The 13,598-nt window shown below is 60.2% G+C and carries 11 protein-coding genes and 1 tRNA gene; 1 reads left to right on the plus strand and 11 read right to left on the minus strand.

What is annotated here, in order from left to right:
* Window positions 1-112: 112 nt before the first annotated feature.
* The 11 genes from ACR3YK_RS04115 to ACR3YK_RS04165 form a co-directional block, all read right to left on the minus strand.
* Window positions 113-1,705, minus strand: coding sequence for a carbohydrate-binding domain-containing protein (locus ACR3YK_RS04115; protein WP_486175956.1), 1,593 nt, complete (start codon window positions 1,703-1,705; stop codon window positions 113-115).
* A 99-nt stretch (window positions 1,706-1,804) separates the two neighbouring features.
* Window positions 1,805-2,197: an HsmA family protein gene (locus ACR3YK_RS04120; RefSeq protein WP_129072887.1), complete on the minus strand. Its 393-nt coding sequence runs from the start codon at window positions 2,195-2,197 to the stop codon at window positions 1,805-1,807.
* A gap of 295 nt (window positions 2,198-2,492) precedes the next feature.
* On the minus strand, window positions 2,493-4,637 hold the full coding sequence (locus ACR3YK_RS04125) for a hypothetical protein (RefSeq protein ID WP_486175957.1): 2,145 nt from the start codon (window positions 4,635-4,637) through the stop codon (window positions 2,493-2,495).
* Between the two features lie 175 nt (window positions 4,638-4,812).
* Window positions 4,813-5,181, minus strand: a complete 369-nt coding sequence (locus tag ACR3YK_RS04130) for a hypothetical protein (protein WP_486175958.1) — start codon at window positions 5,179-5,181, stop codon at window positions 4,813-4,815.
* Between the two features lie 189 nt (window positions 5,182-5,370).
* Complete coding sequence (locus ACR3YK_RS04135) at window positions 5,371-5,814, minus strand: hypothetical protein (protein WP_486175959.1); 444 nt, start codon at window positions 5,812-5,814, stop codon at window positions 5,371-5,373.
* Between the two features lie 456 nt (window positions 5,815-6,270).
* Window positions 6,271-6,346: transfer RNA gene (locus ACR3YK_RS04140), tRNA-Arg, on the minus strand.
* Window positions 6,347-6,432: 86 nt separating this feature from the next.
* On the minus strand, window positions 6,433-7,182 hold the full coding sequence (locus tag ACR3YK_RS04145; protein WP_486175960.1) for an SDR family NAD(P)-dependent oxidoreductase: 750 nt from the start codon (window positions 7,180-7,182) through the stop codon (window positions 6,433-6,435).
* Window positions 7,179-8,027, minus strand: a complete 849-nt coding sequence (locus ACR3YK_RS04150; protein WP_486175961.1) for a fumarylacetoacetate hydrolase family protein — start codon at window positions 8,025-8,027, stop codon at window positions 7,179-7,181. The genes ACR3YK_RS04145 and ACR3YK_RS04150 overlap by 4 nt, the downstream gene beginning before the upstream one ends.
* A complete protein-coding gene (locus tag ACR3YK_RS04155) occupies window positions 8,024-9,130 on the minus strand; it encodes a Gfo/Idh/MocA family protein (protein WP_486175962.1) in 1,107 nt (368 codons plus the stop codon). Before ACR3YK_RS04155 ends, ACR3YK_RS04150 begins: the two co-directional genes overlap by 4 nt.
* 421 nt (window positions 9,131-9,551) lie before the next feature.
* Window positions 9,552-10,580 (minus strand): isopenicillin N synthase family dioxygenase, encoded by a 1,029-nt coding sequence (locus tag ACR3YK_RS04160; protein WP_100387588.1) that lies wholly within the window; start codon window positions 10,578-10,580, stop codon window positions 9,552-9,554.
* A 90-nt stretch (window positions 10,581-10,670) separates the two neighbouring features.
* Complete coding sequence (locus ACR3YK_RS04165; RefSeq protein ID WP_486175963.1) at window positions 10,671-12,125, minus strand: glyceraldehyde-3-phosphate dehydrogenase; 1,455 nt, start codon at window positions 12,123-12,125, stop codon at window positions 10,671-10,673.
* A gap of 313 nt (window positions 12,126-12,438) precedes the next feature.
* On the opposite strand from ACR3YK_RS04165, the gene dgoD reads away from it, so the two are divergent.
* Window positions 12,439-13,584, plus strand: coding sequence for a galactonate dehydratase (gene dgoD, locus ACR3YK_RS04170; protein WP_486175964.1), 1,146 nt, complete (start codon window positions 12,439-12,441; stop codon window positions 13,582-13,584).
* The last annotated feature ends 14 nt before the right edge of the window (window positions 13,585-13,598 follow it).

A 13,598-nucleotide genomic window follows, 5' to 3' on the forward strand; every position in this document is an offset into this window, starting at 1 on the left:
CGTCAGTGGAATTAGCCTGTCACCGTCGCCTGTGAGGAACAACAAAAACAGCGATCGCCGCCAGGGCACATCCCCACGGATGAACACCGACGGCGATCGCTCTCGCGCCGGACTACGGGCGAGGCGCTCCCCCGCCGGGAGCTCCGCCGCCGGGAGCGCCGCCACCGGCGCTTTCGCTGCCCGCTGCAGCGACTCCGGCAGTCACGGTTCCGGCGGTGTCGCCGTCGACCGTGATTGTGTACGTGTCGCCGTTCGTGATGGCGGCATCCGACAACACGACCGACTGGAAGGACTTGACCGAGGTGAACTCGGCAACCACTGTGCCGCTGCTATCGAGCACCTGCACCGTCTGGTCGGCGCCGTAGGACTGCTCGAGCGAAGCGCTCACCCAACCCTGCGCGGATGACGTTTCAGGTGACGTCGCCATGAAGGTCATACCGACCGCCAGCACTGTTCCGCTATCGACCACGATGGTGCCGTTCGCATCGAGCGCACCCTCACGGTCTTCTGACGATCCGAACACCGTGGTCATACCGCCCGTGACGAGCATCGACCCGTTGGAGTCGATTCCGTCGCCGGCAGAGTTGACCGTAGTCTCGCCACCGGTGATCGACACCATTGCTCCGTCATCCGCTTCGACGATGCCGCCGATGTCGGTGGTGGTGCTGGTGCCGCTCGTCGCGTTGATGCCATCATCGCTTGCGTTGACCGCAAGAACGCCGCCCTCGATCGTGATGTAGTACGACTCGATGCCTTCGTAAGAATTCGTGACAGCCGTTCCGCCGCCCGAGACGACGATGTTGACCTCAGACTTGAGCCCGTCGTCTTCCGCCGCGAGCGTGGTCGAACCGCCCGCGATCACGATGTCGGTCTGGGCCTGGACGCCGTCATCCGCTGCCGTGAGGGCAACGGTGCCACCCGCGATGTAGACGTAGCCGCGCGTTTCGTCTTCGTCGTTGTCTGACTTGAGGGCATCGCCGCCGGCATCCACCGTGACGGTGCCGCCTTCGATGGTCAGGGAGTCCTTGCCGCGCAGACCGTCATCGCCGGCGGTAACCGTGATGTCACCGGAGAGGATGACGAGGTCGTCGTGGCTCGTGATGCCGTCGTTGACCGAGCTGCTTACCGTGAGCGATCCGTCGCCCGAGATGGTGAGGTCGGCGTCGCTGAAGAGGGCGGCGTTGTAGTCGGCGTCAGCTCCGGTGGAAGAGAGCGTGTTGGTTCCACTGAGCGAAACGACGACGTCTTCGGCGTTAGCGACCGCGATCGCGGCGCTTATGGAGCTAGAGATTTCGGCCCCATCGAGCACGAGGGCAACAACAGCTTCATCGTCGGTGTCGACGACAACTTGGCCATCGAACTGCCCCGAGAGAATGTAGGTTCCGGCCGCGCTAATGGTGATCGTGGAACCGGAGACGCTCACGCCATCGCCGTCGGCAGTTGCCGTGGAGCCGTCGAGGGCGATCGAAACGGCGCCATCGAGGGTCCACTCGTCATCGTTCGTGGTCGTTGAGTTTGCGTTCGCCGCGAGGACTTCAGTCGCAACAGGCCCCAGGTTGAGGTCGACATTCGCCTCGCTGATCTCGGCGGTCACGCTGGAGGTGACGGCGGGAGTTTCAACGGCGGTCGAGCATCCAGCCAACAGCACTCCGCCAATCAAGAACGTGCTAACTGCGGCGGTAAGGGTGAAGTGATTTCGCTTCATGATCAAGCTCCTCTGTTGGGTGACGTGTTACATCACACCGAGGTTCTCTATGAGATTTCTATGAGCGAGATATGCGTGAGCCGTGGATGTTGAAATGCTCTAGCCGAGGCTCGAACCCAGGGCGCCAACGATGTACGGTACGAGCCAGATACCCCACACGATGACAGAGAATCGGTGAAAGCTGGTCTTCTCGGCTTCACGGTTGCGCACCAGCACGACGATCGCCCAAGCGAGGTGCACGGCCATAAGAACGATCGCGATAACTCCCGTGACGCCCATCAGCTGGTTCAACGCGCTCTGCTCGATGCCGGCTGCACGATTCTCGGTCGCGATCAGGTTCATCAGGAACGTGCCCGTGGCATCCGCCGCCAATCCCAGCCCAAAGAGCACGACATGCCACGGCTTGAGCACCTTCTGCACTCGCTCGCTCCACACCCCGACGGTGTAAAACACGAGGGCCAGAGTGATGAGGATGATCGCAGGCAGCAGCATCTCTCTAGTGTGGCCTGTTCACAGCTCGCGGGCGAAAGTGGTTCTTAACGACGAAAGCCCCACACGAATGTGAGGCTTTCAGCTGGTGCGCCCGGAGGGATTTGAACCCCCGGCCTATTGATCCGTAGTCGAAAACCGTTTCCGCAGAACTATGCGGAAGTGCCCAAAATTGCCGCAAAACACTAGTGACTGGGCGCGACTCGGATGCCGGGAGTTGACTGGGGTGCTCCCCAAGTGTGGGTGAAATGTGGGCAAGTTGTGCGGTGACATTTTGGCGTTCAGCACCGCACAGCACTTACGGTGCCGAACGAGATGCCCCTCCTGGCATCGACAGATCCTCGCTGTAATAGGATCCCGGGAGCAGCGTTAATACGATGGGTGTGCCTTGCGAACTAGTAAAGGTGATAGTTCCACCGCTATCGGCGAGGTTGCGCCACCCCGGTCCTTGCGCCGCTGAAGGCGAACCGATTTCCGTGCGTAGGTCGAAATTGGTCCGGTAGGACTCGCAAGCCGGGGTTTCTTCGACAACCCACCGGCAATCCCAGCTCCAGATGTCGGTGAATAGTTGATTACTAATCTCGATCTCCGTGGTGGGGAGATTGGTGTCATAGCCGGAGAGCTCGATTGGTTCCGAAAGATAGGTTGACTCAGCGTTCTGCACCCCCGAGTAAAAGGAAATCAACGCACTTGTCGCCGGGTCCATATACGCGACCGTTATTGTGCTGCCGTTGGACGGCCTCCATATGGAGTGCTCTTCTCGAGGAATCCAGCCTGAACTGCCTTGTGCCTGGAAGAGATAGCCGGGGGTTGCATCGGAGTAACTGGCCTCACCGAATCCCGTCGTGTCGCTCAAGACGCCTTCAACTCCGAACTCGCAGCTATCGCCATAGCCGGCCCTCACACTATTGCGCTGAGTCTGATCGCTGCCTTCTTGATTGCTGCCCACGGCACAGTTGAAAGGGTCGAAGGCATCCGGATCCCATAGTTCATGAAGCTGGTCTAGTTTTATCCAGTTGACCTCCGCGTTAAGTCCTTTGCGGAAGCTCAACGCCCCATTCCTAAAAAACTTGGCCATGGTGATGGCGCTTCCGTCGCCCACCTTCAAATTTTCGTTCGTCAAAGTGAAACGGTTGTTGACAGGCAGCGCTTTCTCGAACTCCCAACCCTCAAAAACAACATCAACGGGTTCACCATCAATCCAAGCACGAACATCGACAATTCGTTCCGGGTCCAACAAATCAGATGGCTGATGGGGTGAGATCGCGGGCAAGGTATCTGAGTATGGGAAAACTGCCCAATCCAGATCGTCGGATTGGTGCGTCATGGTCACATCCCAACCAGTGCTGGCGTTGCCCGATTTTGGCGATATCGTCGTAATAGGAACTGCATCCCAATCGATCCCCGGGCCACAAGATGTCGTCGGTTTGTAGCCGCCCTCATCACCAGAGTTCCCTGATCTCCAGCAGAAATCGGGCCCATAAATATTCCGCCCGTTATTTAGCACCGCGCGAGGGTTCTCAGCAGATGCGGGAGGTTCGACCTGCCAGTACCCCATGCACCAGGGTAAAACGGTGTCTCCAGGGAGCGGAGTCAGATCTCGGAGATCACACTCTACGTCATCCACGAGTTGGAGAGATGCGTCAAGGCGATCGAGGTCTTCCTCAGTTTCGTCGGCGCTCCAGGTGACATAAGCAAAATGGCCGAATTCGTCTGGTTCGATCAGCTGCGGGTAGCGTACGCCCACAGAAAACGACATCCTCGAACACTCATCCTCGAGCACAGTGTCCCAGTAAGGCTGAAGATCGGAGGCCACGGTATCGCCACTAGCAACAATTTGCCAGTCGGTCACGGAGGGCCGGTGTGCCGCAAACTGATTCTCATAGCCTAGCTCGCATAGGGGTTGCTTGATTCCAATGGACTTGTCATTGTAGAGATTAATCTCGAATTCAAGTCCGAAGTTGTCGATGATGTTAGCTGGGGAAGACCCCGCATCCCACGTCACCATCTGGGAAAGGTCGACCAACCCAAAATTACGCTTGATCTCCACATCGACCACCTCCGGCTTCCAGCTATTTTCTGCCGTTCTTTCAGCGAGAAAGTCTTTCGGCACTTCAGAGATTTTTTGCGATGAGCGAAGAGAAGACGAATCTATTCTCGGGGCGATGAAGTCGACTTTCGCCCCTGTCCGTATTGTCTGAGGCTTGAGCTCCTCAATCAAACTCTTCTTCTCTTCTACCTCGCCTCGAGCACCAGCCTTCGGCCCCAGAGTCGCGGACGAGATGATCGAAGTTACTTGCGGTTCCGAATCAAATTTCGCTCGAAATTCGGCAAGAAACAGCGTGGCGTTTTTCGATTCACTCGGAAAGAACTCTCCTGCCACCGGCCCGTTGGCGTAACCAAAACCGACCGCTTCAAGATCTTGCTGGTCAGCTATGGCCATTGCGTCGATCAGCGGGAGAACGCGATCCAGAGGGTTGGAACTAGACCGGGTGCAGCCGCCTGCTCAGCCGGCAAGACAGGCATATCGCCTAAAGGCCCAGCTATCCCTGTCCCGAGCAGAACAGAGAGCGAGGCAGTCGTGAAAAAGGTGCCGGTAATGCGCTTGAAAATGATCATTATTCCTTCTTCGTTCGAGTTGCGCTGCTAGTCGCTCCATCGATCAACACGATGCCGCCGATTATGACGAGGCTGATACCAAAACCCGCCGGCACCGCCCCCAAATCCAGAGAGACGGTCGCGGACCTGCCCGGCGGCGAAACGTTGTAGATGCAATTGAGACGCAAAGGAAGGAGCGAGTACGTCGTTGTGATCGGAACTTCCGTCTTGCCTTGCATCGAAACCTCTGGAGGCATGGAAGTGCGCTGGTTGCAGACATTCCACGGCCCTTCAAAATTCGTCAACGCGACGTTGAGAACAACTCCCGCTAAGAGCGCTGCCCCCAGCGCGACCAGTACTAACCCCGTGACGAGTGTGGACTTTTTCATGCTCCTCCGATCACCACTGGCGCATCGTCATCGGCGGTACATTGCAGCTCAGTAAAGGTCCCGAGGTTTATTGACGCCGTGGAGAAGGCGTTCCAACGAGAGTACATTTTGGCCCGTCACTGCTATTCACGGATGAGGATCTGATTCTCACTCAATTTAGCGACCTGACGGTATACCCCAACACGGGGGTCATAGCGATGAGACAATTGAGACCCTTACGTCTCCGACTTCCGCTCGATAGGCGTTTTCATCAGAGCCCGTCTCCGTGCCCGCATCCGTACTTTCTTCAAATTGTGAAACTCTGGCAGTAAATTTTCTACCCTCAGTTCGGAGAATATGTGTCACCCCGAGCGCGGTGCCCGGCTGGAGCTCGAACCCCGACTCTAAGAGCAACTCATCGACGCGATCGGCAACGCCAGGCCCGCGCAGCACAATTTGATGAGTATAAATTGCGTAAGAAGTGCCACTGCCGGAGGAATACTCTGCGATTACCTGACCCGCTTGCGGAAGGTTGAACGTGGCAACCAATTCATCCACCTCGTCGATCTTGCGCTGATCTGGGCCGAACAAACTGCACGACGCAAGACCCACGACCATCAGTGCCACGAGCGCTGTGCGAAAAATTCTTGTCATGGTGGTCCGTCCCGTGTAGTCCACCCATTGAGCTTGAGCATCACTCACAAGCGATGATACTGCCATGCACCAGTGAGAGGGACACGAAAGTGCCAGACGCACTCATGTTGGAGCTTTACAATCGCCAATAATGGAACGTTGTAGTTGCGGAGTGTGCCCACATCCATCCGAGTGCTCATGTTGCTTCCATTTGCACCGGCCTGCGCAGTGAGCCGCCGTTCGGAGCCCGTCGGCATGGGCCCCCGGGCCAAGCATTAAAGGTCAATAGGTCAATCCCCCGCAGTGAACCAAATCCCAGGCAAACACTGGGTCGGGAACAGCCGCGAAGTCCGCATTTCAGCTGAAACCTTGCCCAAATACGACCCGAGACGTTCTAAAGTGTGGGCAAAATGTGGGCAAATGAAAAACAGGCCCGACCCCACTCCACGAGAAAGTGCTGATCAGACCTGTTTTATTTGGTGCGCCCGGAGGGATTTGAACCCCCGGCCTATTGATCCGTAGTCAATTGCTCTATCCGCTGAGCTACGGGCGCATCTCATTGACTTTCGCCAACCAGAAAACTATACCAGCGGTTTCGGCCTCTCAATGACACTTTTGGCAGATGGATGCCGCGAGCGCCTATTTTCTGACGCGAAGGTGCGCCACACCGCCATCAACTTCGAGCGCGGTACCCGTGGTTGAGCCCGAGAGCGGGCTCGCCAGATACGCGACGGCGCCGGAAACTTCTTCGGGCGTGACCATGCGTCCAGTGGCCTGACGGGCATCTAGAGCAGCACGTTCCTTGACCGGATCGTCGAAACCCTGCAGCATCCGCTCCACGAACGGGGTGGAGACTGTGCCGGGGCTGACCGCGTTGACGCGCACACCATCCGCCACATGATCCGTTGCCATGGCGTAGGTCAGGGCGAGAACGGCGCCCTTCGAGGCGCCGTAGAGCGCGCGCTGCGGGAGGCCGTTGAGCGCGGCGATGGAGCAGAGGTTCACGATCGCGGCGTGCTCGGATTTGCGCAGCCAGGGCATGGCCGCCGCCGATACCCGCGCCATACCGATGACGTTGATGTTGAGAACACGCGCCCATTCGGCGTCATCGTTCTCTTCGACGGTTCCGACCGCGCTGATGCCGGCGTTGTTCACGACGATGTCGATGCCGCCCAACTTCTCGGCGGCCGCAGAAACGGCGGCGTCGACGGAGGCACGATCTGACACGTCGGCGGTGAACCCGTGAAGTCGAGCATCCAACCCCTCAGTGTTGAGGTCGAGCACGGCAACCGTGGCACCGCGCTCTTCTAGCGCGAGGGCGGAGGCGAGACCGATGCCGGAAGCGCCACCCGTAACGACGGCGACGAGACCGTCGAACTCGGCACTCATGCCTGCACCAGAGTCTGGCGAGCGCGACCGAGGCCGTCGATCTCAAGTTCAACGACGTCGCCGGCGCGCAAGTACGGCTGGCCCTCGATGCCCATGGCGACGCCTGCCGGGGTTCCCGTGTTGATGACGTCGCCGGGCTGCAGCACCATGAACTGGCTCAGGTACCAAATGATGTGGTTCACGCCGAAGGCCATGTTCGCGGTCGTGCCATTCTGGCGTTCGACACCGTTCACCCACAGGCGCAAGCCCAAGGCTTGAGGGTCGGCGACCTCGTCAGCGGTCAGCAGTTCAGGCCCGAACGGATTGAAGGTCTCGCAGCTCTTGCCCTTGTCCCAGGTTCCGCCACGTTCGAGTTGGAAGGCGCGCTCGGAAACGTCGTGCGACACGGCGTAACCGGCAATGACGGCAGCCGCGTCATCCGGCGACTCAAGGTAGCGAGCGGTCGCGCCGATCACGACGCCGAGCTCGACCTCCCAGTCGGTCTTTTCGCTGGTACGCGGGATGAACACGTCGTCGAAGGGGCCGACCATCGTGCTCGGGTCCTTCATAAAGATGACGGGCTCATCGGGCAGCGTCGCGCCCGTTTCTTCGGCGTGGTCGCTGTAGTTGAGGCCCACACACACGATCTTGCCGGGGCGCGCGATGGGCGCACCCACACGAACACCCTCGGTAGCCACAGCGGGAAGAGTGCCTGCGGCGAGCGCAGCCTTCGCGGCAGCAACACCATCCGCGGCGAAGAATGCCCCATTGATGTCGGCAGCGATCGAACGCAGATCGAAAGCTTCCTCGTTGTGCAAAGCGACGGGGATTTCTGAGCCAACCGGCCCGAGTCGCGCGAATCTCACTGAGTGTTCTCCTTCGTTGCCAGCGCGATACCTTCGCGCTCTTGTGACTCATAGCCGGCCTCGACGACCGCCATGGTGTGCATAACGTCGTCGACCGAGGTCGGAAGTTCAGAAACTGAGCCCTCGAGGAAACGCTGCAGCGCGCTCATCGAACCGATGAAGGCATCCGGGAACCAGCTGCCCTCGAACGGCACCGGCTGCCAGCCCAGCTCGGGCTTGTCGGTATAGGCGATAGCGAGAGCGTCGGGGCCTCCGCGCGGATAGTCGAGCATGAGGCCCAACTGCGCGCGAATGGCGCCCTTGGTGCCCTCCCACTTCACGAAAGCTTCCTCGAACTCGCCACCGAATCCGTGGTCGTGGTTCGTGCTGATCGTGACCCGCAGCGGCCGATCGCGGTACCGCATGATGATCGTCGAGCGAGTGTTCGAGACCTGAGGCTTGGCCGGATGCCGCACCGTCGCCACGCTCACACCGTCGGGGTCGCCCAAGAACGAACGCACCAGATCCATGTAGTGCACGCTGTGCATGTTGAGTTCGAGACGCTCGATGCCGAGCACGTGCGGGAAGATCTCCCACGGCGTCTCGGTCGCGACGCGGATCTCCATGTCATAGAGCTCGCCAATCGCGCCCTCGGCGATGAGCGTGCGAGCGGCCGCGATGTAGGGCGCGAACCGCAGTTGCGTATTGACGGCAGCAACAAGATTCTTGCGGTGACAGATCTCGAGAAGCACGCGCGCCTCGGCCAAGTTCTGCCCAAACGGCTTCTGGATGAGCACGGCAGCACCATCGGGCAGTTGGTCAAGCGCTGCCGGGTACTGCTCGGGCATGAGCGCGAGATCGTAGACGGCATCCGCTGGGGCCGCAGCTACAGCATCCGACAGCGACGTGTACACATTCGGGATGCCGAACTCATCAGCCAAAGCCTGCGCCTTGGCCGCCGTGCGGTTCACGATCCCCCACACCTCGAACCCCGCTTTGCGGTAGGCCGGCAGGTGAGCGTCTTTGACGATTCCGCCGGCGCCAATCATGACGATAGGCCGCGGATGTTGCGGCAACGCCACCGTGTAGGCCTCGGCTGGCTCACGTTCTGGAAAGTGCGACACGGGGTGCTCCGGCTCTCATAGACGGTAAAACTGGTGATCAAACGATATATCAAACGCGTGGAGGCGGCAATGCGGCGGGCGGGAACTCCGCGGGGTGGCGGCACTGACTAATGTCGCCCGCCCTTCGGGAATTCAGGAAATTCGAGCGCGCGATGGCTTTATTGGCGCGTTGGGAGCTGCGGGAAGGCAAATCTCCTGAATTTCCAACGTTGGCAAGCACGCGGAAGGTGAGGGTGGCTGTGCGCCAGCGCGCCGCCCCAATACGTCGCGCCGTGCACGGCAGCACGGCGGCACGTCGCGCAGCCCACGCCAGCACGTACCGCGCACAACGCTCGCGCCACAACGAAAGGTGCGGCCCACCCACAAGGGTGAGCCGCACCTGAGTTGTGTCAGCAAATAGCGCTAGCGCTGGCGAGCAGTCTTAGATCGCACCCCGCGGGCCCTGAATCAGATCATCGTGATGAATTTGGGCAACGTTGGGGTGCGCCCGCATTCGGTAGCGGAGGGCATTGTCTCCGTAGGTTTCGAGGATCGGGCTGTTCGTGGGGTCGAGCGAGAGTCCGCGCGCTTGAGCGGCGAGCTCAGGCGGCAACTGCAGCTGCGGCATCACGGTGTCGAGAGCCGGGTTGAAGAAGAACGGAATCGAGATCCGGTCATCGCCGATCAGCGGGGAGATGACGCGGTGCAGGGTCGCTTTGAGGTAACCCTCCGTCGCGAGTTCGAGCATCTCGCCGATGTTGACGACAAACGCGCCCGGCTTGGGCGGGACATCCACCCACTCGCCCTGGAAGTCGACCTGCAGACCACCCTTGCCTGGCTCCACCATGAGCAGCGTGAGAACGCCGCCATCGCGGTGGGCACCGACGCCCTGCTTGGGCTCCGGGTTGGACTCACCGGGGTACCGCACGATCTTGAGCTGCGGGAACGGCTTCTCCGCAAAGGCGTGATCGAACACGTCCTCCGGGGCGCCGAGCGCTTGGGCCCACGCGCGCAGCAGACGCAGTGAGACAGCGCTGAGCTTGTCGTTCCACTCGTTGACCAACTCGCGAAGCTGGGGCACGGCATCCGGCCACAGGTTCGGGCCCTCGAGGCGCCAGTAGTCAGCGAGCCCGGCAGCGTTGTCGACAACGTCGCGCTCGGGGCCCACATCGATCTGTTCACGCCAGTCGGTCTTGCCCTCGGTTAGCTCACCGCCCACGCGCGTGTAGCCACGGAACTGCGGGCTGTTGACGTTTTCGACGGCCAACTTCTGCTCAGCGGGCAAGGCAAAGAACTCGCGGGATGCCGCAAGCAGGTCATCCATCAACGATTCTTCAACACCGTGACCGACAAGGTAGAAGAACCCCACATCATGGGTCGCACACAGCAAATCATCCCGGAATTTGGCGGCCGATTCGGGGCCGCCATCAAGTAGCGAGAGATCAATGACTGGGAGTGCGGAATCGTTCATGCCACGATATTTACACGCGAAGTTTGAGAAGTTCCCATTGTTACGCTCACAGCGTGAGGCAGGGGCGTCACACGATCACAGTTCGGAAAATTATGCTCCGACCGCGGCGCGTTCGGGAATAACTTGCGGGTGCGTTTGCGCCATATGTTCGATCACGCGCACCACCTGGCTCGTGTACCCGAACTCGTTGTCGTACCAGACGTACAACACGAGATGCTTGCCTGTGCTGATCGTGGCGAGCCCGTCAACGATGCCCGCGCGGTGCGAACCGATGAAGTCGCTCGACACGACCTCGGGCGAATCGATGAAGTCGATCTGCTGCTGCAGGGTCGAATCCAGCGAGAGCCCGCGCAAGTAGCGGTTCACTTCTTCGCGGGTCGTCTCCGTCGCAAGGTTGAGGTTCAAAATTGCCATCGACACGTTGGGAGTCGGAACTCGGATGGCGCTGCCGGTGAGTAATCCCGCCAGTTCCGGAACAGCCTTCGCGACTGCCTTCGCGGCACCCGTTTCGGTGATGACCATGTTCATCGGGGCCGAGCGGCCGCGGCGGTCACCGGAGTGGAAGTTATCCGTGAGGTTCTGGTCGTTCGTGTACGAGTGCACGGTTTCAACGTGCCCATGCTCGATGCCGTAACTGTCATTGATGGCTTTCAGCACCGGCGAGATGGCGTTCGTCGTGCACGAGGCAGCAGACAGAATTGTGTCGCCGTCTTCGATCGTGTCGTGGTTGAGGCCGTAGACGATGTTCTTGATCTCGCCCTTGCCGGGGGCGGTGAGCAGAACACGCTTCACGCCCTGAGCGGCGAGGTGCTGGCTGAGGCCCTGTTGGTCACGCCAGCGGCCGGTGTTGTCGACGACGATGGCATCCGAAATTCCGTACTCGGTGTAGTCGACCGTGGCGGGGTCGTTCGAGTAGATGACCTGAATGAGCGTGCCGTTCGCGAGGATCGTGTTGGCGTCGGTGTCGACCGAGATCGTGCCCTCGAATGGACCGTGGATGCTGTCGCGACGCAGCAGGCTGGCGCGCTTAACGAGGTCGTTGTCTGAGCCGCGGCGCACGACGATGGCGCGCAAGCGCAGTCCGTCGCCGTTGCCGGCGTGTGCGATGAGGATGCGGGCCAGCAGCCGCCCGATGCGCCCGAAGCCGTAGAGCACGACATCCGCGCCCGCCGGTTTTTTCTCGGCACCGTTTTTGAGCACGGGCGCGAGTTCCGCCGCAAGGAACTCGCCGAGGTCGCCGCCCACTTCGCGGTAACGGTTGACAAGCTTGGCGAGATCGACGGACGCCGCATTGAGGGCCATCCCCGACAACGCCACCATGATCGGCATCGTCTCTTCGATGGGAAGTTCAGCCTCGTTGAGCTGGCGTGCAAAACGGTGGGCCTTGAGTACCTCAACCGGAGACTGGTTGATGAGTCGACGCCCGTGAATCGAGGTCACGACGCCGTGGTTGCGATACAGCCCACCGATGAGGGGAATCATTGCCTCGGCCAGTTCTTGGCGGGCATTCCATCGATCAAATTCGTCGCTGTGTTCGCGCTGCATCAGGTTCCTTCCGACTGCACTGTTTCGGTGGGCGAGTGGGCGCGTTTGTGGCGGCAGCTCCCCTCTTCCATTGTTTCAGAGCGGGCGCACAACGAAGCGTGCGGCCCCGTGCAATTCGGCCAACTGTTGAGCGAGAGCGAAAGGGTGCAGTTTTTAACGAGCTACGACGCTAGTGCTGGGGCGGGTGGCCGCGTTGTTCGTGGTGCTCGCTCTAGTTCTTGTGCGCGGCGAATGGGTGACTGGCGAGAGTGTGACTTCTTTTCGACGACAGCTAATAATATGATTATAAGACTTACTTACCGAAGGGTCCACTGTGAAGATCGCACGCATCGAAACATTCCTGGTTCCGCCACGGTGGCTGTTTGTACGAATCGAAACGGACAACGGCGTCGTCGGCTGGGGCGAACCCGTCGTTGAAGGGCAGGCTGACATTGTGCGCGCCGCCGTCCACCAGCACGCTGAGTATCTCATCGGGCAAGACGCTTCCCGCATTGAAGACCACTGGCAAGTACTCACCCGCGGCGGCTTCTACCGCGGCGGCCCCGTCGCTTCCAGCGCTATCGCCGGAATCGATCAGGCACTCTGGGATATCGCGGGCAAAGCCTACGGCGTTCCCGTTCACGACCTTCTCGGCGGCGCCGTTCGCGACCGCATTCGCATGTATGGCTGGGTCGGCGGCGATGAACCGTCAGAGCTGCGGGACAACATCGCCCAGCAAGTGGAATCGGGCCTCACCGCCGTCAAGATGAACGGCAGCGGACGGATGAAACCCCTCGGCACTGTCAGCGCCGTCGACGAAGTCGTCGAACGCGCCGCACTCGCGCGAGAGGTCCTGGGACCCGACCGAGATATGGCCATCGACTTCCACGGGAGAATGACAGTGGCGAACAGCCGCCGCATTCTGCCGCTACTCGAGCCCTACGCTCCCCTGTTTGTCGAAGAACCTGTTGTGCCCGAGAAATCCCACCTCCTCAACGGAATCGTGGCGTCGACCTCGATCCCTATTTCTACAGGCGAGCGGCTCTTCTCACGCAACGAGTTTCTCGGTCCGCTTCACGCCGGCATCGCCGTCGCGCAACCTGATCTCTCCCATGCGGGAGGGATCTCCGAAGTGCGCCGCATCGCAGCCCTAGCCGACATGTTCGACGCTCAGCTCGCGCCGCACTGCCCGCTCGGTCCCATTGCTCTGGCGTCGAGTTTGCAGGTTGGATTCAATACTCCGAATTTCCTAATTCAAGAACAGAGCATCGGCATCCATTACAACGTCGGATCGGACGTGCTCGAATACCTGATGGACACGAGCGTCTTCGACTTCACCAGTGGATACATCGAACGCTTGACTGCCCCAGGACTGGGTATAGACATCGACGAAGCTGCCGTGAGAGCCGCCGACAAGGTCGGGCACCAGTGGCGCTCCCCCGTGTGGCGCCACGACGACGGATCACTCGCTGAGTGGTGACCCACCATCGACGT

The organism is Salinibacterium sp. 10G20-15 (genome assembly GCF_057365065.1).